This window comes from Nocardia sp. CA-107356 (genome assembly GCF_050946365.1).
Classification (GTDB): Bacteria; Actinomycetota; Actinomycetes; order Mycobacteriales; family Mycobacteriaceae; genus Nocardia.
On record NZ_CP191992.1, the window covers coordinates 5,333,948 to 5,354,588 of the forward strand.

Annotated in this window: 16 protein-coding genes; 10 read left to right on the forward strand and 6 right to left on the reverse strand. The window is 66.6% G+C overall.

What is annotated here, in order from left to right:
- Positions 1-97: 97 nt before the first annotated feature.
- Positions 98-460 (reverse strand): MmcQ/YjbR family DNA-binding protein, encoded by a 363-nt coding sequence (locus ACQP1G_RS24100; protein ID WP_433191828.1) that lies wholly within the window; start codon positions 458-460, stop codon positions 98-100.
- A gap of 130 nt (positions 461-590) precedes the next feature.
- Between ACQP1G_RS24100 and ACQP1G_RS24105 the strand changes: the two genes are divergently transcribed.
- On the forward strand, positions 591-1,616 hold the full coding sequence (locus ACQP1G_RS24105) for an Acg family FMN-binding oxidoreductase (protein WP_433191829.1): 1,026 nt from the start codon (positions 591-593) through the stop codon (positions 1,614-1,616).
- A 40-nt stretch (positions 1,617-1,656) separates the two neighbouring features.
- Here ACQP1G_RS24105 and ACQP1G_RS24110 read toward each other — a convergent pair whose 3' ends face one another.
- The 3 genes from ACQP1G_RS24110 to ACQP1G_RS24120 form a co-directional block, all read right to left on the reverse strand.
- Positions 1,657-3,015, reverse strand: a complete 1,359-nt coding sequence (locus ACQP1G_RS24110; protein ID WP_433191830.1) for a serine-threonine protein kinase — start codon at positions 3,013-3,015, stop codon at positions 1,657-1,659.
- Between the two features lie 27 nt (positions 3,016-3,042).
- On the reverse strand, positions 3,043-4,878 hold the full coding sequence (locus ACQP1G_RS24115; RefSeq protein ID WP_433191831.1) for a S8 family peptidase: 1,836 nt from the start codon (positions 4,876-4,878) through the stop codon (positions 3,043-3,045).
- 263 nt (positions 4,879-5,141) lie between these two features.
- Positions 5,142-6,023 carry an alpha/beta fold hydrolase gene (locus ACQP1G_RS24120; RefSeq protein WP_433191832.1) on the reverse strand — a complete coding sequence of 294 codons (882 nt, stop codon included), beginning with the start codon at positions 6,021-6,023 and terminating at the stop codon, positions 5,142-5,144.
- Between the two features lie 254 nt (positions 6,024-6,277).
- On the opposite strand from ACQP1G_RS24120, the gene ACQP1G_RS24125 reads away from it, so the two are divergent.
- From ACQP1G_RS24125 to ACQP1G_RS24140, 4 genes are all read left to right on the forward strand, one after another.
- The gene (locus tag ACQP1G_RS24125) at positions 6,278-7,474 is read left to right on the forward strand and encodes a hypothetical protein (protein WP_433191833.1); all 1,197 of its coding nucleotides are present in this window, start codon (positions 6,278-6,280) and stop codon (positions 7,472-7,474) included.
- Between the two features lie 279 nt (positions 7,475-7,753).
- Entirely contained in the window at positions 7,754-9,046 is a 1,293-nt protein-coding gene (locus tag ACQP1G_RS24130; RefSeq protein WP_433191834.1) for an ABC transporter substrate-binding protein, read from the forward strand.
- Entirely contained in the window at positions 9,043-10,851 is a 1,809-nt protein-coding gene (locus ACQP1G_RS24135; protein WP_433191835.1) for a hypothetical protein, read from the forward strand. The genes ACQP1G_RS24130 and ACQP1G_RS24135 overlap by 4 nt, the downstream gene beginning before the upstream one ends.
- 49 nt (positions 10,852-10,900) lie before the next feature.
- Positions 10,901-12,586, forward strand: coding sequence for a hypothetical protein (locus tag ACQP1G_RS24140; protein ID WP_433191836.1), 1,686 nt, complete (start codon positions 10,901-10,903; stop codon positions 12,584-12,586).
- 168 nt (positions 12,587-12,754) lie between these two features.
- Here the strand turns inward: ACQP1G_RS24140 and ACQP1G_RS24145 are convergent, their stop codons facing one another.
- Entirely contained in the window at positions 12,755-13,210 is a 456-nt protein-coding gene (locus ACQP1G_RS24145) for an NUDIX hydrolase (protein ID WP_433191837.1), read from the reverse strand.
- Between the two features lie 279 nt (positions 13,211-13,489).
- Between ACQP1G_RS24145 and ACQP1G_RS24150 the strand changes: the two genes are divergently transcribed.
- The 5 genes from ACQP1G_RS24150 (at position 13,490) to ACQP1G_RS24170 (ending at position 19,272) form a co-directional block, all read left to right on the forward strand.
- Positions 13,490-14,410, forward strand: coding sequence for an extracellular catalytic domain type 1 short-chain-length polyhydroxyalkanoate depolymerase (locus ACQP1G_RS24150; protein WP_433208757.1), 921 nt, complete (start codon positions 13,490-13,492; stop codon positions 14,408-14,410).
- A gap of 319 nt (positions 14,411-14,729) precedes the next feature.
- Positions 14,730-15,149 carry a YciI family protein gene (locus ACQP1G_RS24155; RefSeq protein ID WP_433191838.1) on the forward strand — a complete coding sequence of 140 codons (420 nt, stop codon included), beginning with the start codon at positions 14,730-14,732 and terminating at the stop codon, positions 15,147-15,149.
- Positions 15,150-15,164: 15 nt separating this feature from the next.
- A complete protein-coding gene (locus ACQP1G_RS24160) occupies positions 15,165-16,442 on the forward strand; it encodes an RNA polymerase sigma factor (protein ID WP_433191839.1) in 1,278 nt (425 codons plus the stop codon).
- Between the two features lie 286 nt (positions 16,443-16,728).
- Positions 16,729-18,192 carry a short-chain fatty acid transporter gene (locus ACQP1G_RS24165; protein ID WP_433191840.1) on the forward strand — a complete coding sequence of 488 codons (1,464 nt, stop codon included), beginning with the start codon at positions 16,729-16,731 and terminating at the stop codon, positions 18,190-18,192.
- Positions 18,193-18,771: 579 nt separating this feature from the next.
- Entirely contained in the window at positions 18,772-19,272 is a 501-nt protein-coding gene (locus ACQP1G_RS24170) for a tetratricopeptide repeat protein (RefSeq protein ID WP_433191841.1), read from the forward strand.
- A 39-nt stretch (positions 19,273-19,311) separates the two neighbouring features.
- Here the strand turns inward: ACQP1G_RS24170 and ACQP1G_RS24175 are convergent, their stop codons facing one another.
- Positions 19,312-20,418 carry a helix-turn-helix transcriptional regulator gene (locus tag ACQP1G_RS24175; RefSeq protein WP_433191842.1) on the reverse strand — a complete coding sequence of 369 codons (1,107 nt, stop codon included), beginning with the start codon at positions 20,416-20,418 and terminating at the stop codon, positions 19,312-19,314.
- Positions 20,419-20,641: the final 223 nt, after the last annotated feature.

Here is a 20,641-nt window from a genome sequence, read left to right on the forward strand (position 1 = left end):
CTGCTGCGCCGCGGCGGCCGCTATGCCGATTTCTGGAATACTTCCCTGACACCAGCAGAGTGAATGTGCGCTCCCGGAAATCCGCGGGCGCCGTCGCTCAGCCCTGGCGGCGGGTGGCGGCGGATGTGCTGGGATGGTCGTGCAAGAATTTTGGTACGACCATCCGCCAGGCGTCGACGATCAATTCGCGCATCTCGTACTCGTCGATCGCGGCCGTCCAGCACTCGACCCAGTTGTAGCGCTGATCCGAGGGCCGTGGCAGCCGGAACTTCTCCGGTTCGGCGGCGATGAGCGTCGCGCGCTCCGGCTTGGGAAAAGCGAAGCCCATGACGGATTCGTCTCGGGAGAAGGCGATGTAGACGATCCGCCCGACGCGGAACTTGATGCGGTCTGCGACGACCGCCTCGTAGGAGCGAGGCAAGGTTAGCGCTAGTTCGCGCACATCCTCGACGGTGACCATACGCCGATGATGCCACCGGGCTCCGACAACCGATGCCGGCAGAGCGGGCTGGCCGAATATTGCCCGGCTCCCTGGGTTCCGGCACGTTCGGTGCTGACCCGCAACACCTGCGGCGAGGACAATGGCAGATATGACCGAAAGCCACACATTTCCCGCACCGCCGGTGCCGGAGATCTCCACCGTGGCGGCGGCTCTGGAATTGGCCAGCCGTGCGCCCTCGGTGCACAACACTCAGCCGTGGCGCTGGGAATTCGATGGCGTCGAGCTGGACCTCTACCGCGATGAGGACCGGCTGTTGAGCTCCGCCGATCCACAGGGTCGGCAACTGATCATCAGCTGCGGGGCGATGCTGCATCACCTGCGCACCGCGTTGGCCGCCCGCGGCTGGCACACCGACACCCAGCGAATCCCTGACCCGACCCGACCCGAACTGCTCGCCACGATCAACTTCCGCATCTGGCCCGATCCGCCGACCACAGTGATGACCCGCGCCGCGGCGATCAGGAACCGACGCACCGACCGGCTCCCCATGACTCCGCCACCGGCGTTCGACGACCTCGTGCATATCGCGCGAATGCTGACCAGCCCGCACGATGTCGAACTCGACATCCTCGACGACAAAGCCCGATCCCTACTCGCCGCCGCCTCCGAACAAGCAAGCACCGACCGTCGCTACGACGCCGACTACCAAACCGAACTGCACTGGTGGGCAGGGCATACCGGCCCCTCCGAAGGGGTGCCCCCGGCAGCGCTGGTCTCCGACGCCGAAGCCTCGCACGTACCGATCGCCCGCAGCTTCCCTTCGGCCACACACTCCCAGCGCCGTGGCGACCTCGACGACCAGGCCCGGCTGCTGGTGCTCACCTCCACCGGAAACACCGCCGCGGACTGGCTGCACACCGGCGAGGCGCTCTCCGCGGTCCTGCTCGAGTGCACCGCCGCCGGTTTGGCCACCTGCGCGTTGACCCATATCACCGAACTGCCCGCTGCGGTCACCGCCATCGCAGGCGCACTCACCCACACCGGGACACCTCAGGTCATCATCCGCATCGGCACCGCACCCGCCGACTCCACCGCAGCACCACCGACCCCGCGCCGCCCCGTCACCGAAATCCTGACCATCCGCAAGCAGCACCCGGCATCCGCAGCCAACTGACCTTCGCCACACCATCGTTGCCAACCCGAGTCGAAGTCGGTTACTGCGTGTCGAGCTTGCTTGCTTTCACGACGATCCAGGCGAGGTTTTCGTGCACGATGTCACTGTGCGCGCCGAACGGCGGTGTGCCGTTCACTACGGTGTTGGACGCATCGATATTGATCAGCTCGCCTGCGGCGAACGGATAGTCGTCACCGACGCCATGTAGCTCAACCTGGGCTACATCGAACGCACCGACTGCTCCCATCGCCGTCCACGGATTGTCACCGTGCGCGCCTGCGGCGTTGTCTCCCACGACCTTCGACGCAAGGGGGTAGAAATTGCTCAATGCTCCGTCGTGGCTGGAGAAGCAGACGGAGACGGGCCCGTCCACCCGGCTGGATCGTCCGGCCAGACCGCCACGGCGGTTGTGATCGAACGGCAACGGATCCGCGAACGCGAAGCTCGAAAACGCACCCTGCAGCAGCGTGACAGATTTCACCGGGGACGGAACCAGGCCGTCGGGTAGTCCGGTCAGGGCATACGACACGACCCGGGCACCGAAGCTGTGGCCGATCAGATTGATGCGCAGACTCGGGAATTCCCGATTCAGTTGTCCCAGAAGCGGTCCCAGGCCCTTCTCGCCGATGACACCGGCGCGGTTCTTCATCTGCCAGTACGTCAGCGTCCGCAGCGCCTCTTTGGCGCCGTGCAGCACCTTCCCGAACAGGTCGCCGATTCCGGCAGCGCCACCCTCCGCCGAATCGAGGTCGACACCCGATCTCATCAGCTCCATCGCGAAGTCCCGGAACACTTTCGACGCGTCGTTGTCCGCGCTGAGCATCGGGGGAAACCCGGTGTCCGCGTTGCCGTCTGGGCCTTCGCTGTCGGCATTTCCCGGAAACGTGGCGATACTGAACTCGCGCATCTGTCGAAACAGTTCGTCGATGGTGCCGTGGTCCGGTTCTTCGGTTCCGAGCAGTTCCGCAATCCGATCGAGCTGTTGCGCGCCGTCCGGAAAGGTCGTCTTCAACATCCGCAGGGTGTCGGCGTCGAGCGTCGGTGCTCCAGCGGGCACAGATTCCCGGCGGCCTGCCGCCGCGGCCCCGGTGGGCGCAGCGGCGGGCGCGAAGTCCCCGATCGGTTCGTCGGTCCAGCGCTCCGACGGCCAAACCACGCCCGCGTAGCCGATCCGGCGCGTCGCGGCGGATGGCAACGTGTCGAGCTTTCCGAACCACCGCTGGTACAGATCGACCGCCTTACTCCGGTCGTTGTTCCAGCCGTGCGAGAACACCATCAGGTCGGTGATCTGCCGCTGGCGCACGCCCGCGACAAGTGCGTCCGCGCCGACCCGATCGACATCACCGTCCTTATCGAATGAAACGATCCACAGTGGCTTATCGCCAATAGATTCCGGCATCTTCTCACTACTCCTTGGTCGCCAGGTTCAGACGGATTGAAGGGCTCGCATCAGGTCGACGAGTCCGCCACCTTCGAGATAACGATCTCGGCCCAGTGGCGTCGCCGACTCGACGAAGATCCGCTTGACCGATTCGGGGTCGCCGATGAACTCGCGTCGGACCGACAGGAATGCCGCGATGGCACCCGAGACGTGTGGGGCGGCCATGCTGGTACCGCTCTGTTCGATATAGACGGCCGCGCCTTCCTCGCGTCTCCCCAAGGATCGAAAGGCGTCCGCACCGAGCTTGCCCGCGGCAGCCGAGGTGATGCGTTCGCCCGGAGCGACCAGATCCGGCTTCATCCGTCCGTCGCCGGTCGGCCCGCGCGACGAGAAGTAGGAGATTCCATAGGTATGCGGCGCATCGCGGTGCGTCGAACCGACCGTGACCGCCCGCTTGGCGTTTCCCGGATCGTTGATCGTCATTCCGGTGCTGAACCGGGTCGGTGCGTTCTGGTCTTCGACGAAGAGGCTGACGTACGCCGAGTTACCGGCCGCGACTACGACGATGACGCCACTGCGGACGAGGTTGTCGACCGCGATGCACAGTGGGCTACTTCCGCACGCGTACCACGCCGGATCGAATCCGTAACCGAGGCTGAGGTTTACCCCGTGGATACGGGGTGCGTTATCGCTCGCCGCGTTGACCTTGCGCACATAGGACAGGGCTTGGATCACCCGCCCGACCCGTGCGTTTTCGTTGCCCTTCGCGCCGAGCACCTTGAGACTCACGAGCCTTGCCCGCGGCGCGATCCCGGACAGGCGCGCAGGCTCGACGACAGTGCGCCTGCGCAACTCGGCGCCATCGGCGGTGTTGTACCGATTCTCGGTGACGACAACCTTCTTCGCCCATCCGCTCAGTCCGCCAGCGATGATTCCGGCGACATGGGTGCCGTGTCCCTCCTCGTCGAGGAGCGCACCGTCACGAACGGGAGGCCCGTCTCCCGGGCATGTGCGATGCAGATCGCGCACCGATCGATGGCTGAGTGTCTCATTGGCGAGGAAATGCGGGTGGTTGCGGTCGATGCCCGAATCCACCACCGCCCAGACGATTCCCTCGCCGTAGGCATTGAACGATCGTTGGGCGGCTTCGGCCTTGATCGTCACAAAGGACTGGTCGATCTGACCGTGGATCTCGAAGTCCGGCCAGATGCGCTGCATTGCCCGGGCCGACATATCCGACACCACGGCATCCGCGGACACCAGCCCCTCGATCTGGTCTGGGGTCAGCCGTCCCGTTGCGTACTCGTCGGTGAGGTGGAACGGGGCACCGGCAGCTGCGACGAGCTTCCAGAGCTCTTTGAGCCGGTTGAACGCGGCATTGAGACCGCGGCCGTAGGTCGAGTTGAGCTCGACCATGACGGATATCGGATCGTCCGCCCCGGCCGGCAACGCGGTGCCCGCCTCGGCCGCCCGGGCGTGCTCCGATCTGCGCTTCTCGAGGTGTGCGCGCAACGGGGGAGCGATAACGCCCGCGACCGGCAACCTGCCCGGCGCGCCGGGCGCCGGCATCCGCCCCTGCGTCGGAACATAGGCTGCCGCGCGCGCGATCGCGTCGGGTGCCTCGCTGCTGCCGCGCGCGGTGAGTTCGATCGGTGCCCCCGGCACGACGAGCCCCTCCGCACGAAGGCTGCTCAGCGCGGCGGAGACCGCGATCCACCACATCGGCTCGCCGGCCATCGAATCGCGTTCGCCTGCCTCGAAGCTGGCGGCAAACCGCGCCGCGACCATCGTCAGCAACCTCTTCTGGTTCACCGTCTTGCCGGCGGGCACAGTGTCGAGGACCGACAGCACCCTGTCTTTCCAGACGTCGATGTCACCCATGGCCCCGGCTCCCGTACGTCATTGTCGGATTGCGATGCGCATCACCAGTTTCCAGCCACCATTGTCCCTGGTCACGGGTAGTTCATTACTCGAATCCGCGAACCGGCCACGCATTGTGGATGCGTGTTCACATGGCGAAGTGCCGACACCCACGAGATCCTCGTGCGTGAGATCCCATTCGGTCATGCGGCGGGTGTCAGGGGTTTCCAGTGATCCGCGTACACGGGTCGGCTCGCGATCCCCTGTTGGCCGGGCGGCGGCTGTCAGCGCTTGTTCCATTCGATGATCGCGGCGACGATCTCATCGGCGGCATCTTCCTGGATGTAGTGACCGGCGCCGTTCAGCAGGACGGTTCGGTGGTCGGCAAACTGTTGCTCCCATCGGCGGCGTTCGGGTGCGCGGAACGCGACGTCCTTCGTGCCCCACACCAGCAATGCCGGGCGGTCGCGCAACACCTCCGATCCACGCTCGACTTCGGCGAGAAATGCTCTGCTGCCGAGGATTTCGCGAGGGAAGACGTGCACCGGCCGACGTGATTCCGGTGTCGGGAACGGACCGCGATAGGCAGCCATCACCGCATGGGACAGCTTCTTGCGCCGGACACCCGCGGGGATGATTCGCTCGACGAAGAAGTTGCGGTGCAGGATCAGCCAGCCGCCGATCGGACCGCCCAAGAACCGTGAGAACGCCTGGGTGCCCGGATCGGACTTGGGCCAAGCCCAGGTATTTCCGATCACGAATGCGGCGAATCGGTCGGGGTGTCGCGTGGCGACGGCGAATCCGATCGGGCCGCCCCAGTCCTGCACCAGCAGGGTCGCATCACGCAGGTCCAGCCGCGTAATGAGTTGCTCGACCACATGGGCATGCTCGGCGGGGGTGAATCCGTAACCAGGAGCGGCCCGCGAGAGCCCGAAGCCGGGATAGTCGATGGCGATACAGCGGAACCGATCTCGCAACCCGATGATCACGTTCCGGTACAGGAACGACCACGTTGGATTACCGTGCAGCAAGATCAGCGGCGCTCCGCTGCCCTCGTCCACGTAGTGCACCCGCGAACCGTCGATCTCAGCGAAGTGGTCTGCGAACGGGTACAGGTCCGCAGGGACCCAGGCCGGTCTGGAGGGCGTATCGGCATTACTTTCCATCGCGCACATCTCCTTCCCACAGTGGTTGGTTCAAACCAGAATTCTGCTCCGATCGGCAACATCGGACATGGAGATCGAGCAGCAAGAACCGGGCACCTGGTTGAAGATTGGAGGAATACGCGCAAGCAGCCGCAAGGCGTTGCGTCGTGAAGGCAAGGTCAACTCCTCTGAAGGAAGTCGAGCGGGCGTGCAATCGGTTGATGTGTCCGTTGCGAAACACAGAGCAGAGTTGTTTTCGAATCGAGGTGTTCGGCATGGCCACAGTCGGTATATCGGTGGAGCAGACGGTGGTGCGCGGGGTCGTGCTTGCAGAGGGGGCGCGGGGGATCGTTCTACGTTCGGTACAGCGCCGTCTACACGGGGGTACGGCCGGTGCCGCCATCACCGACGTACTGGACGGTTTCGCCGAAGAGTTGGGTGACAACACCGGGGTCGAGGACGTCGCCATCGTGTACCGGTCGGTGGCCGAGCGGCGGTCGATCGTTTCGCAACTGGCGGCCGGGAAGTGGGCGTCGTCGTCGCTGGTCTCGAATCGGTCGGCGCTGGCCGTAATGACCCGGCAGGAGCGCGGACTCGACGAATTCGGCACCGTGCTCGTGTTGGAGATCGTGGACGGCCACACCTCGTTCGTGCTCCTCGGACCGGCACGGGACACCGTATCGGCAGCCGGCTCCTGGGCTTATGGCACTGTCGACGCCGATACCGCAGGCAAGACGGTCGGCGGGATCTCCCCGATTCTGGATTCTGTCGACGTGCGACCGGAGGCGGTCGCTGTCTGCGGTTCGGGGGCGGGTGATCCCGATATCGCGACCGCGCTGCGATTCGGACTCGAGGTGCCGGTGATCGTGGTCCCGGATTACGCCGATGCCGCGGCACGCGGTGCGGCACTGATCGCCGCGGAGCGGCTCCGGGAGCTACCGATGCCGGCGCCGACCGACGGCCGTCGGAAACGGCGACTGCTACTGGGCGCCGCCGCCGTCGCGACCGTACTGGGTGCGTCCGGAATCGCGCTGGCGCAGATCCACGACGACCGTCCGGCAGAACTCGTCGTCGGAGCCGCCGAAGCGCTGCCGCCGAGCGCACCCACATCCGCCACACCATCGGTGTCGATCACCATCGAATCGGCACCGACCATTACCCCGGCCGAGTCGATCGCCAGCGAACCGCCGCCACAACAGATCACGCCGATCGCACCCACACCGACACCAGCACGCCGCACCCCGCCCACCACCGCCTCCGCACCCAGAACGGACACCACAGCGCCGACCGAACCCGGATCCACCACGACCGAATCGCCGACATCGACCCCGACCACGGTCGGTGCGCCGGACGGCAACTGGCTCTTTCCCGGCGAGTCCTCGCCACCACCGCTGAACGCTGATCCCGAAGTCGTACGCGCCTGGTGGGCCAACCACTGGACGTTGAAGGAACGCTGGCTGCAGGGCGGCTAGCACCGACCGGGTGATCGTCAGTCATAGGTCGGCCGGATCGAGACCGAGCGCGGAAGATTGTCGGCAATCCACTGCGCCCCGTCCGATGGCTGCGCTACGGAAGTCGTCGATGTCGCGGCGGCTGTGGTTCGACGGGTTCGCTGGAGGAGTCGGTCACCGCAGCGACACCGACGGCTCAGCCGCAGGGCGATGTGTTGCGAAGATCGTGAACTCGCCCACTGGTGCACCGCCGCTGGCGCATAATCGAGTTCGATTGGTACGCAATGATATCGGGGGTCGATGGGGACGCGCAGAGCGGTGCTGCAAGCGGGACTGGTCGTCCCGCTTGCCGCCGCCTGCGCGCCCGATCTGCTGTTGGGCAGCGCGGACGCGGTGCGGGTCGGGGTGTCCTGGAGCGGGTCGGAACTGGCGGCCTTCCACGCCGTGGTGGACGGATTACACCTCGGCTTCGACGTGGAAGTGATCCCGCTCGGAGACAACACCGACACCGCGTTCACCGCCGGTGGCCGATCCGCGCCGGACGTGGTCATGCTGCCGCAGGCTGGGCGAGTGCGCGAACTCGCCGAACGACGCAAACTGCGGTCGATCGCCGAGACGGTGTGGACCGATGAAAACGGAACGCGGTACGCCGAGCCCTGGCAACGATTGCTGCGCTATGACGGCAAACCTTTCGGTGTGCCGTTCAAGGCCGCCGACAAGTCGCTGGTGTGGTTCGACCGGCAGCAATTCGCCGCCTACCACCTGGGCGATCCGACCGAATGGACCATCTCGGACTGGGTGGATCGCATGGAAGTGCTGGCTCAATCGCCGAATCGCCTACTCGCACTGGCCGCCGCCGACGGATGGGTGCTGACCGATTTCTTCGAGAACGCTTTGCTGGCCGAATCCCCCAGGATCTACGACGAATTGGCGTCGGAATCCGTGCGGGAGTGGGACAACCCGGCGGTGCGGGCGGCGTTCGGGCACCTGGGGGTGCTGTGGGGACACCGTCATGCCTTTCCCGGCGGTGTCGGAGTCACGTTGGCAAGACAGTTTCCCGACGCCATCCGGGATGTGTTCGAGCAGCGGCGAGCAGCGGCGGTCGTCGCGCCGGATTTCGCGGAGCCGATAGTGCGCAGCGCGGTACGCGCGTCCGGACGCAAGGTCCAGGACGTAGTCGGGGTCGCGCCTTTCCCGTCCGTCACAGCGGTGCAGGGGCGGCCGAAGATCGTCGGCGGTGACGTGATGGTGGTGCTGCAACAGGCGAGTGGGCGCGCGAACGAACTCGTCGAGAAACTGGCCGGTGCGGATGCGCCGCTGCCGTGGATCGAGCGCTACGGCGGGTTTCTCGCGCCGAACCTGCGTACCGTGGCCGACTATTCGCCGCTGCTCGCGCCCTCGGCAGGCGAGCTGAATACGCGCAGCGCTTTCGACCTGTCGGATCGGATCGGGGCGGTGGGCGGGCGAGAAGGACTGTGGCGGGTGCTGACCGAATTCCTGATCGCCATCGGGGACGGCGCACAGACGCGGGTGGCCGAGTCCATCGATCGCGCGATCGCCGCACTGGACGACTTCGAGCGGCGGCGCCGATGACGCTGCCCACCGACTTCGAAGTCAACGGACTGCGCATCGAGCTCGCTACGCGCCGGATGCGCGGTCCGCTGGTCCCGGGTGGCAGGCCGCGGCGCTGGCTCGGCTGGGCGGCCGGGCTGCCGGTGACGGTGCTGACGGTGGCGCTGCTGCTCGTTCCGACGGGGTGGACGGTGTTCATCGCCACGCGGGCGCATCCGGTCGGTGTGCTCGCGTGCGCGGTCGTCGCCGTCGGTGCGCTGCTGCCTGCTCTGCTCCGTCGGCTGGCGGGGTGGCAGCGAATTCTGTTGTGGCTGTTGTCGATAGCGGGGACCGTAGGCGGGATGTGGCTGCTGGGCGGCACGATGACCGCCGACGGACGAGGCGCTTACCTGCGCACGTTGCTGTGGGTGGCATTCGGGGTCGGGCTACTGGGCGTGGCACTGGCGATCGCCTGGTGGGGGCGTGCGGTGCGGTGGCTGTGGTTGCCGCTGATCGTGCCGTTCGGGATGTCGGCGTTCGTGTCGGGGGTGGCATTCCGCATGATCTTCGGCCATGGCGCGCAATGGTTGGGCATCGAAGATGTCGGGGCCTATCGGTGGTGGCTCGCGGCGATGCTGGCCTCGGCGTTCCTGTGGACCTGGCTGGGATTTCTCACCGGACTGTTCCGCGCGGGAATTCATGCGATAGAAGCCGATCCGGCGCGCGCCGGATATCTGTATCGCGACGATGGCAGACCGCTGGCGGTGCGCTTGTACGAGTTGCTGCGGCCGGTGCTGCTGATCGCAGGGCTGGCGGTCGGGGTCGCGGCAGCTCGGGTGTTCGACGTCGTGCTGATCGGGGTGCCCGGGGCACTGGAGTACCAGGTGGACAGTGCGACCGTGCACTGGTGGCGGCTGACCGCCGACGCCGATGCCAGCGCCGCAGCGGCCTACGCGCTGCCGCTGGCGGTGCTCGTCGGCTCGGTGGCGTGGCTGTTGCAGATCGATGTCCGCCGACACCGGACGAGCTGGCCTGCGGTGCAAGAGATTTCGGCGGCCGGACGGCGTCGCATGGGTCCGATGCGGGCGGCTGGCATCGCACTCGTCTCGGTGCTGGCGCTGTTTCCGATCGGTGTGCTCGCCTACACCGGAGTGCACGGGCACGACGGGTTCGGATTCTCCGCGATCAGCGTGGTGTGGAACGACGACGGGTTGTGGCGCGCACTGCAGACCACCGCATGGGTGGCGGGGATCGTGACGGTTGTCGTTGTGACCGCGGCGGTGCCGGTGGCCTATCGGTTGGCCGCACTGCGCCCGAACGGGCCCGCGGCGCGGCTGGCCGTCGTGGGGCTGGTGGTGCTCGCGGTGATCCCGGCGCAGACCTATCTCGGGCCGATCGATGCTTTCATCGGCGTCAATGGGCTGTCCGGGACGAGAATCCCGTTGATCCTGGTACACGCCGCCGCGGGACTGCCGATCGCCATCCTCGTCTTGCGCGGGGCCATGCTCGCACCACCAGGCAGTGCAGCCGCCGATGCGCTGCACGGTCTGGCCAGTCCGGGCACGATCGCGCGGCGGGTGCTGGCCTCGTCGGGACCCGCACTGGCAGCGGTGGCGGTGCTCGAATTCGTCCAGGTCTGGAACGACTTCTTCATCGGACTCGTGGTCAGCGGAGCGGGCGCGAGCCCATGGTCGCTGCTGCTGTGGGGCGAGGCGCGGCAGTTCAATGAGAACGCCGCGCAGCTGGCGGCGGGCTCGCTGCTGTCGACGGTGTTGCCGGTGGCGCTGGTGCTGGTGACCTGGCGGCGCTGGCTGGTACCGGGACTGACCGGGGGAGTGCTGCGATGAGACAGGCCCAACCGCTGGAAACATCCGGCATGGCCGGGGCGGCAGCCCGGTGAGCGCGCCCACCGAACGCACCGAAGCGGTAGGGCAGACCGCGACGCCGAGATCGTCGATCTGGCAAGGGTTTCTGGGCACCGCGTCGGTAGTGGCATACACCGTGCTGTTCGAGTTGGTGCGGACGCTCGTGGTCAACTCCTTCGGCGAGAACGCCCTCGTCCAGTTTCTCAACGGCACGCTGCGCTGGCTGTCGGTGCTGTTCATCGCGGCGGCGGCGACGTATGCGCTGTACCGATTCGCCGCCGGGTATGGCACGAAGGTGCGCACCGCCCGCGAGATGGACCTGATCGCGGGTCTGGTCGAACCGGGTCCCGCGCTGGCGGACCGCCCACCGCGCGTGGATCCGCCGCCGCCGCGGCCGGTCGCCGCATTGGACGGGCATCTCGTGGCCGCCGTGCTGCGCGACCTGCCCATGCATGACTACGAGAGCGTCGCGCTACTGGCCGTGCTCAACGCCATTCGCGATAGCCAGGGCAGACTGCCGCTGGCCCGGGAACCTTCGGCACGCACCGCGGCGGTGCAACTGGACGGGCTGCGACGTCGCGGAATCCTGGCCGATCACGGAGCCCAGCGGTTCTGCGTGCGACAGGTGCCCAGGCTGCCGGATCGAGCCACGGTCACCGCCGGACCGCAGTGGGGCGCCGCGCTCACCGCCTTGCTTCACCACTACGCCGACCGAGCCGAGCGCTGGGCGATCGCGCTGGAATCGCGGCGCTTCGCCGTGGGAGCTCGGCGGTGGTTCGAATCCGAGGAACCGTATCTGCGTGCGCTGATTGCCGCGTGCGCGAACTCTGGAGTGCAGTTTCCCGCCGCGGCGCTCGCGCACCTGGTTCGGCTCGGTAATAGCCTGGATGTCTGGTACGCACGAATCGGGTTGGGGGAGAACGGGCGTGGCGTGGCAGCTGATCTGTGCGCGCTTTCCGGCCTCGACGAGCTGAGCCGTGATCTGGTCTTGCTGCGGGCAGGTCGGCTCACGCGACGGCCACGGCGCTACCGTCCGCGGCGGTTGTCGACGAGCCTGGCCGCCCGCTGGGAACATCGTGCCGCGCTGCGGCGGTTCAGCGCTGGACCGCCGGATCCGGACAGCGTGGCCGATCAGTTGGAAACGGCGTGGTGGCTGCTGCCCCGCGACGATGTCTCCGGCGAGGTGTGCGCACTGATCAACTTGGCCGTCGTGTACATCGGGCAGGGACGGCTCGACGCCGCAGGGGATCGTCTCGAGCTGGCCGACTCCCTCACTCGCACGGGCCGAGACCCCGACGGGCGCGCCCAGACCCACGAGACCATGGGCGTGCTGTGGTGGGCCCGCGGCGAACCCCGCCGCGCCCTGCGCTGCTGGCAACTCGCTCTGACGGCGTTTCGCGTCCTGGACGACGACCTCGGCATCGGACGTTGCCTGCAGCATCTCGGCTCCGCGATCGTCGTCGCCCCCGCCCACGCGACCCTGCTACTGCCCACCGAGCCGCCGCTCACCCGCATCGAGGCCATCCGCCAAGCCACCGGATGGCTTGCCGAAGCGCGCCACCGCCACCCAGCCGTCCGCCACGCCGAACACTATGCGGCGCAAGCACGCTCGGCGTTGCGCGCCGACCGCAGCCTGCGCGACCTCATCCCACCAACTCGCCGCACCCCGTTGACCCGCATCGACCGTTGGCCTGCTCCACTCGAAGATCAGGCCTAGATCAGTCGGCGCAGGGACCGGGTGCCATGAGAATCGAGCGATGAATCCGTCCAGATCGAGCGCGTCCGATCGCATCGGTATGCAGTGCCGCACGACGGGAGACAGCACGGTACGGCCGTAGCCGCCGATTCGCTCCACTCACGACGCGGGGTCACCGACGACATGGGATCAGCGGTAGACGAGGTCCTTATAGGCTTGGAGGATTCCGCGGATCGACGGCGTCACCAGCAGTTCTCCATCCAATGGCGCCCATATGTAGCCAGCGTGTGCGCTGAGCAGAATTGGACCGGTGGATGCCACGTCCACGGCGAAATGCAGGCGTCGGACCGGCTTTCCGGCCGGAGACAGGTAGTCGAAGTCGCCGATGTGGTGGCCGATGCCGGTGACGGTCAAACCGGTCTCCTCGCGGACTCCGCGAATGACCGCCGCGGCAACCGACTCGCCCGATTCCACGGTGGCGCCCGGCAGCTTGCGGGTGAGCGGGATCGGCCCCGTACTGGGGGCTTCCAACAGCAATACTTCCCCGCCCCGGTCGATGATCGCACCGACTCGCAACCCAACACCGTCACGTTCGCCGCGCGGAAGCGCCTCGTCGAACATCGATACCGACACCGGTGGACTCACCAACCTTTGTTCGGGCGGGATGCGCCGCATCAAGGTAAAGCAACCGCCCCAATATTACCGTGACATGACTGCCGCATGACAGCCGGTTCCAGAAGTGCACTCGTGCAGTAGATCTCGCTCGACATCAAGAGCTGTGCAGTCCCGGCCCCACCGAACGCCGATATCGGCTGGTTCAGGATGGTTCGACATCGGCGATACCGTCCAACGCCGTCCAGTATCTTTGGCATTGTGACGGTTCCACACACTAAGGCCACCTCGCCGCGGACGCACCGAACCGTACTGACGTTCCTGCTGGCGATCATGGCGAGTATCGCCGTCATATGCGTCGCCGTCTGGTGGCCGCGCAGCGCATGGGCCACACCCAGCGGTGACCAAGTGGGCGAACTACAGTTCGGCGGGCTGCTACGCACCTACGTCGTGCATGCTCCCCTCGGTGGCGGCAGACCGAGCGGTCTCGTCGTGGCGCTGCACGGCGGCGGTGGCACTGGCCGCAGCGAAGCCGAATTGACCCACTACAGCGATGTCGCCGACGCCCACGGGTTCGTCGTCGTCTATCCGGACGGTGTCGACAAGAACTGGGCCGACGGGCGCGGTGCCTCCGAACCCGATCGTCGCGGCATCGATGACGTCGGCTTCATCACGGCGTTGGCCGACAAACTGGTGCACGACTACGGAATCGACCCTGGTCGTGTATTCGCCACCGGCATGTCCAACGGCGGCTTCATGGCCAACCGCCTGGGATGCGATCGTGCGGACGTCTTCGCCGCAATCGCACCTGTCGCAGGCACATTGGGCGTCGATGTGGCATGCCATCCAACGCGGCCGGTGGCGGTCATGGCGACCCACGGAACAGCCGACCCGATCGTGCCCTTCAACGGCGGCACGATGATAGGCCGCGGCGGCCGCAGCGATATCGTCTCGGCGACCGACCTCGCGAGCCGCTGGCGCGAACTCGACGCCTGTCCGGGCGCGCCCGGCGAGACCGTATTGCCCGGCGGCGACGAAGGCACCGAAGTCCACCAGTTCACCGCTGCCGAGTGCGCGTCCGGCACCGCGGTGGAGTTCATGCAGGTCGACAATGGCGGCCACACGTGGCCCGGCGGATCGCAATACCTCCCCAAAGCGGTCATCGGCGCCACGACACACGCTTTCGACGCCGCCGATGCGGGTTGGCAATTCTTCGACGCCCATGCAAGGTGACGCGCGTCTTCTGCGCGAAATACGTTGCACACAAACATGATTCGACAGCGCGAATGTGCTTGCATCCTCCCGCGCCGAGAACTGACCCGGATCACGCTGACCACGGACCTGCACTAGAGCGCCGCCGCGGGAGAGGATCGGGCGGCCGCCGTCGCCGTCCGGTTGGCGCTGTCCGGGGACGGATCTACCGGTGAATTCCGGTCCTGAGATGACATGGTGGTAAAGAATTTATCGGCGGCGCGTCGATCTAGGACGTTCCCCGTTCGACCCAGGGGTGAGAGGGTCCGAGAGGGACCCGGATACTCGAGGAGACAGAACCATGAAGTACATGCTGATCTGGCGCGCCACCGACGAGGCTTATGCGGGGATGGCGAATATCGACTTCGACAAGTTGCTCGAGACCGTCGGTCGGTACAACGAGGAGATGATCCGGGCCGGTGTGCTGGTCGCCGCGGAGGGCCTCGACGATGCCGCCGATGGCGTGGTCGTCGACTATTCCGCCGAGACGCCCGTGGTCACCGACGGACCCTACGGCGAGACCAAGGAGCTGTTCGGCGGGTTCTACATTCTCAACGTGACATCGAAGGAGGAAGCCGTGGAGTGGGCCAAGCGGTCGCCGATCACCGGCCCCGGCTTCAAGACCGAGATCCGCCGGGTCACCACGATCGATGAGTTCCCGCAGGACAACGAGTGGATCCAGAAAGAGCGGGCGTGGCGGGAAGCGACCGGTCAGCTCTGATCGGATCCAACGGCGATGGCTGATCACACCGGCCGTGCGGCCGTCGCTGCCATCTGGCGGATCGACTCGGCGCGGATCGTCGGTGCACTCGCGCGGTACACCGGCGATTTCGCGCTGGCCGAGGACCTCGCCCAGGAGGCGCTGGCCGAGGCCCTGGTCAGCTGGCCACGTGACGGCGCGCCCCGCAACCCCGCGGGGTGGTTGCTCACGGTCGGTCGCCGTCGCGCGATCGACGCGTTCCGTCGGCGCTCCGCCCTCGACGAACGGTATGCCGCCCTCGCCCGTGATCTGGGCGAGGGCGGTGCGGTCTCCGGGGGCGAACCCACTCGCGAGACCGAGGACATGCTCTGGGATCCGGACCGGATCGATGACGACGTGCTCGCGTTGATGTTCATCTCCTGCCACCCCGTGCTGTCACGGGAGGCGAGGCTGGCGCTTACCCTGCGGGTAGTCGGCGGCCTGACGAGCGATGAGATTGCCAAGGCGTTTCTCGTGCCGACCGCCACCGTGCAGGCCAGGATCACCCGCGCGAAGAAGACGTTGGCGGCGGCGCGGGTGCCGTTCGAGGTGCCGTCGGCCCAAGAGCGGGCCGACCGCCTGGGCTCGGTGCTCAACGTGATCTATCTGATCTTCACCGAAGGTTCCTCGGCCAGCTCCGGTGACGCGCTGATCCGATTCGAGCTCGCGGGCGAGGCACAGCGCCTCGCCCGCGTGCTGGCCCGGCTGGTGCCGAACGAGCCCGAGGTCTACGGCCTACTCGCACTGCTCGAACTGACCGGGGCGCGCTTTCCGGCCCGCACCGGACCGGATGGCGAGTCGGTGCTATTGGAGCAGCAGGACCGCCGCCGCTGGGACCGCGCCGCGATCCGCAGGGGACGGGCCGCCTTGGCCCGCGCGGCGCAGGTCGGCCGTGGCCTCGGGGCCTACGGCTTGCAGGCGGCGATTGCCGAATGTCATGCCGTCGCAGCCTCGGTCGAGACGACGAACTGGGAGCGCATCGTGCTCATTTACGAGGCGCTCGGCAGACTGGCCCCGTCGCCGGTGGTCGACCTCAACCGAGCGGTGGCGGTCTCCATGGCCCAGGGACCGGCCGCGGCGCTGCCGATCGTGGACAGGTTGACAGTGGCTGAGGCGCTGTCGAATTCGCATCTGCTGTCGAGCGTTCGCGGTGAGCTGCTCACCCGCCTGGGACGCACCGATGAGGCGCGCACCGAACTGGAGCGCGCGGCGGAGCTGTGCGGCAATGAGCGCGAGCGGGCGGTGCTGCGGCGCAAACTCGATGAACTCGGCTGACAGACTCCGGCCTTCGCCGGAACGACGGGCGGTGCGGGCCAGCGGCGGTACGGCTGACGCCTCGTACGCACTCGGCCTGCTCAATTCGGCGCTGCCCACCTCGGTACCGCGCAAACGCCGCTGAGTGCCACACCACCGGCTGTTTGTGCATTTTTGCAGACCGTACCTGCGCATTTCCCTCTTGTCCGGACACCGTGGGGCATCAATACTCGCCAAGCGAGTCTTGTGCGGTGCGTCACAGGCATCGGGCAGTCTCGTGCGCGAGAGAAAGATGAGGAACGACGGGATGACGTCCACCAGTGCAGAAACCAGCCCCGAAGAGGTTGCAGCAGCCAGCCCTGAAAAGGGTCTTGCGCGGGTTGCGCAGTCGCTCGCCAGGTGGACAGAGAAATGGTTCCCGGACGCCTACGTCGTCGCGCTGGCGGGAGTATTCATCGTGGCCGTCGCCGCACTGGCCAACGGCTCGTCGCCGCGAACGGTCGCGAACGCGTTCGGCGACGGCTTCTGGGATCTGACCGCTTTCACCCTTCAGATGGCAATGGTGGTTCTCACCGGATACGTCATCGCCACCTCCCCACCTGTCGCTCGGCTGATCGACCGGCTGGCCACCCTGCCGCAAACCGCCAGCAGCGCAGTGAGTTTCGTTGCGTTCCTGTCGATGTCGATATCGTTTCTGAACTGGGGACTCAGTCTGGTTTTCGGCGGTCTGCTGGCCCGTGCTATCGCCCGTCGGAGCGATCTGCGCGTGGACTATCGCGCGCTGGGCGCGGCGGCGTTCATGGGGTTGGGCGCCGTGTGGGCGCTGGGAATATCCTCCTCGGCCGCGCAGCTACAGGCCACCGCCACCTCGTTGCCTCCGGCCCTGCTCAGAATCACCGGTGTCCTCGACTTCGGGCACACGATCTTCACATGGCAGTCCCTGCTCATGTGCGCCATCATCATGGCGCTCACGGTGGTGATCGCGCACTTCTCGGCACCGAAGGATGCAGCGATCAAGACCGCCCAGGAACTGGACGTCGATCTGGATGACCAGCCCGCGGAAGTGGCTCCACGCTCCCGTCCCGGGGAATGGCTCGAGTACAGCCGTATCCTGCCGATCCTGGCCGGGCTGATGACGCTGGGCTGGTTGGCCTCTCAGCTGACCACCAAACCAGTGCTTACCGTGGTCAGCAGCCTGAATGGTTATCTGCTCGTCTTCCTCATGCTGGGCCTGGTGCTGCACGGGACTCCGCGCAAGTTCTTGCAAGCGGTCTCGCTCGCTGTACCCGCCACGGCCGGAATTCTCGTCCAGTTCCCGCTGTACGCCGCCATGGCCGCGGTCCTCACCAAAGCGAAGGGCAGGGGTGGTCTCACCATCTCCGAACACCTCGCGCAGTTCTTCACGAGCATCGGCGGCGGCGGAAGCTTCGCCATCGTTATCGCCCTCTACACCGTGGTACTCGGCGTCTTCGTCCCGTCCGGCGGCGGAAAATGGCTGGTCGAAGCCCCCTACGTCATGCAGGCATCGACCGAGGTCCACATGAACCTCGGCTGGACGGTCCAGATATACAACGTCGCCGAGGCGCTGCCGAACCTCATCAACCCGTTCTTCATGCTGCCGCTGCTGGCAGTGCTCAGACTGCGGGCCCGCGACCTCGTAGGATTCACGTTCCTGCAGTTCATATTCCACCTGCCGGTGGTACTGCTTCTCGTATGGTTGCTCGGCATGACATTCGAATTCGTCCCCCCGATCCTGCCCGCCACCCCGTGACCCCAACGGGTACGGTCGGAGCAGGCACCGCCGAACCAGGTCCAGCGGAGCAGCCGACTTTTCCCGGATATCGAAATCCTGGACATCGGCGTATTCGATTGCGTCTTCGTGGCGAGCTGGGTCTGCATGTTGCGGCAGGCGTGCTCGGGTAGTCGTGTAACGCATGGATTCGAGGAACGCCGCCGCGCGGTTGCTCGCAGAGATCCTTCGGTGCAGATGTGGAATCGTCTGGCGGTGACCATCTTCGAGTGCGTCGTCGACCCGCCGAACCGTCGATTCTCACCGATCTAGAGCGCGCAGTCGCTGTCGCCATAGCCGAAGCTGTTCCAGGAGACCGTTGTCCCGCGCCTCCGGCAATGCCAATGCCCTCGGTTGAGTTGTTGTGCAGCGCAGCGTGTCTCGTAAATTGCTGTCAGCGCCGAGGCTTGCCGTTCGGCGGGTTCGCAGCGTAGGAGTCCCTCAGCCCTTCGGGTAGGGAGCCGCCGGGCCCTGAGCGCAGCGGTGACGGCGCACCAATCGTGAGCCCGTTCGGCTACGAACATGCGTAGTACGCAGCAATCATCGCTCGCAAGGAGTTCAATGCGCAGGTCGGCGTTCTGGTTCTGGGGTAGCAGGATTGGGGCGGGGGTGGCCGCGTACTGCACGATCTTCGCGGTCGGATCGTGGTTTACCGATAGCGGCTACTGGCGTGCCTATGCGGCTGCCGGGGTCGTCGGTGTCATTGCGTGGTGGTTCGGTCACCGGCTGGGAGTGCGCACGGCGGTAGACGAGCGCACGCCAGCGGCGAGTCCTGACGTTGCCCAGCTCCGGTGGGAGGTCGGTCGATGTATCGATACGTTCGGTGCGGAGGATCCGCGCACGCTCGGGTCCCAGCTGGTGCTGGCCGATGCGTGCTGGGCGTCGGGGCAGCAGGACGAAGCGCTCTACTGGTACATGGCAACCCACGCCAGCTGCCTGCGCACCCTCGGTTCCGATCATCCGATGTCCATCGAGGCAGAGCACCAGTTGCGCGCCGCGCACCGCCGATCGAGATTCGGCCTCGACGACAGCGATTCGGCCGGGCAGTCGGATTCGCCGTAGCCGCAACCGATTCGGGCGGAATCGAGAACATCACTGGAATCACCTGTCGGACCTTCCGCGAGTGGTGTCAGCGCCAACTCGACGGCTTTCGCTGACGCGCGGCTCATCACCCTCGGCGACGACCCCGCCGGCGCGGGATTCCGGCCGCAATGCGGGTGTGCCGGCCGCAGCGGCGGCGTAGCGGCGAGCCAAGTGCGCGAAGGCATCTCGAAGTTCACTCGGTTCGACGACCTCGAGATCGGCATCGAATCTGCCGAGGGTGGCGGCCAGCGCGATCCAAGACCACGAACCAAGGATCAGCCGGCACCGATTCGGGCCGAGGTCCTCGATGATCGCGTCGCGGGTGAATTCGGAGACGATCGCCGCCGGAAGTTCGAGGATCACCTCGCCGTGGCACGGCCAGTCGACGGAACCGGCCGAACCGCGGAATCTGCTGGTGACGAAGGCCGCCACGTCACCTCCGGGGAGCTCACGCGGGGTGAATCGGGGGCCGGTCGGAGTACGCGGGGTGATCCGGTCGGCGCGGAAGATGCGCCAGTCGCAACGCTCGAGATCCCAGGCGATGAAGTACCACCGGCCGCCTCGGGTGACCAGGTGATGAGGCTCTACTCGGCGCGGCGGGATCACGACGGAGCTGCCCGCAGCTTTCGGCGCGGATGCCGGGGCGTAGTCGAACCGCAGCTCCTCGCGGGCCTGGACAGCGGCGCTGAGTGTCATGAGCACCGCGGGGGCGACCTGCCGGTCCGGTCCGGTCGCTGGATCCTCGACTGTCGTGATCCGCAGCATGTCGATGCGGCGGGCCAGCCGTGCGGGCATGACCTGCCGGACGGTCGTGAGTGCGCGGGCGGCGGCTTCCTCGATGCCGGCGCCGGCGGTGGTGGCGATCTGGAGTGCGACGGCGAGGGCTACGGCCTGCTCGTCGTCGAAAAGCAGTGGGGGCAGCTCGGATCCGGCGTCGAGCCGGTACCCGCCGTCTGGGCCCTTGGTGGCCACGATGGGGTAGCCGAGCTCGCGCAACCGGTCGACATCGCGGCGCACGGTGCGGGGGCTGACCTCGAGGCGCTCGCACAGCAGCGCCCCCGGCCAATCCCGGCGAGACTGCAGCAGTGAGAGCAGTTTCAACAGCCGCCCTGATGTCTTCGGCATGAATCCAATATTGCCCGAAGAAGCGGACGGATCCTGGCCTCTTCTCCTGTGAATGTATTCGGTGTCCAGCCACAGCGAATCGAGAGGCGAGGAGCCGATCATGCCTATCAATGGTCCATCGGCTCGGACAACAATCGCTACTTCGTCTGGCGCTCCGGCGTCGGTATCACCGCGGACGGAAACATCGTCTACGCCATGGGCCCTGCGCTGTCCGTGCGCACCC

Coding starts and splice junctions, on each gene's coding strand:
- ACQP1G_RS24100 (WP_433191828.1), bottom strand. CDS start 460: ATGGTCACCGTCGAGGATGTGCGCGAACTAGCGCTAACCTTGCCTCGC.
- ACQP1G_RS24135 (WP_433191835.1), top strand. CDS start 9,043: ATGACGCTGCCCACCGACTTCGAAGTCAACGGACTGCGCATCGAGCTC.
- ACQP1G_RS24125 (WP_433191833.1), top strand. CDS start 6,278: ATGGCCACAGTCGGTATATCGGTGGAGCAGACGGTGGTGCGCGGGGTC.
- ACQP1G_RS24165 (WP_433191840.1), top strand. CDS start 16,729: ATGACGTCCACCAGTGCAGAAACCAGCCCCGAAGAGGTTGCAGCAGCC.
- ACQP1G_RS24170 (WP_433191841.1), top strand. CDS start 18,772: ATGCGCAGGTCGGCGTTCTGGTTCTGGGGTAGCAGGATTGGGGCGGGG.
- ACQP1G_RS24175 (WP_433191842.1), bottom strand. CDS start 20,418: ATGCCGAAGACATCAGGGCGGCTGTTGAAACTGCTCTCACTGCTGCAG.
- ACQP1G_RS24115 (WP_433191831.1), bottom strand. CDS start 4,878: ATGGGTGACATCGACGTCTGGAAAGACAGGGTGCTGTCGGTCCTCGAC.
- ACQP1G_RS24105 (WP_433191829.1), top strand. CDS start 591: ATGACCGAAAGCCACACATTTCCCGCACCGCCGGTGCCGGAGATCTCC.
- ACQP1G_RS24160 (WP_433191839.1), top strand. CDS start 15,165: ATGGCTGATCACACCGGCCGTGCGGCCGTCGCTGCCATCTGGCGGATC.
- ACQP1G_RS24130 (WP_433191834.1), top strand. CDS start 7,754: ATGGGGACGCGCAGAGCGGTGCTGCAAGCGGGACTGGTCGTCCCGCTT.
- ACQP1G_RS24110 (WP_433191830.1), bottom strand. CDS start 3,015: ATGCCGGAATCTATTGGCGATAAGCCACTGTGGATCGTTTCATTCGAT.
- ACQP1G_RS24155 (WP_433191838.1), top strand. CDS start 14,730: ATGAAGTACATGCTGATCTGGCGCGCCACCGACGAGGCTTATGCGGGG.
- ACQP1G_RS24120 (WP_433191832.1), bottom strand. CDS start 6,023: ATGGAAAGTAATGCCGATACGCCCTCCAGACCGGCCTGGGTCCCTGCG.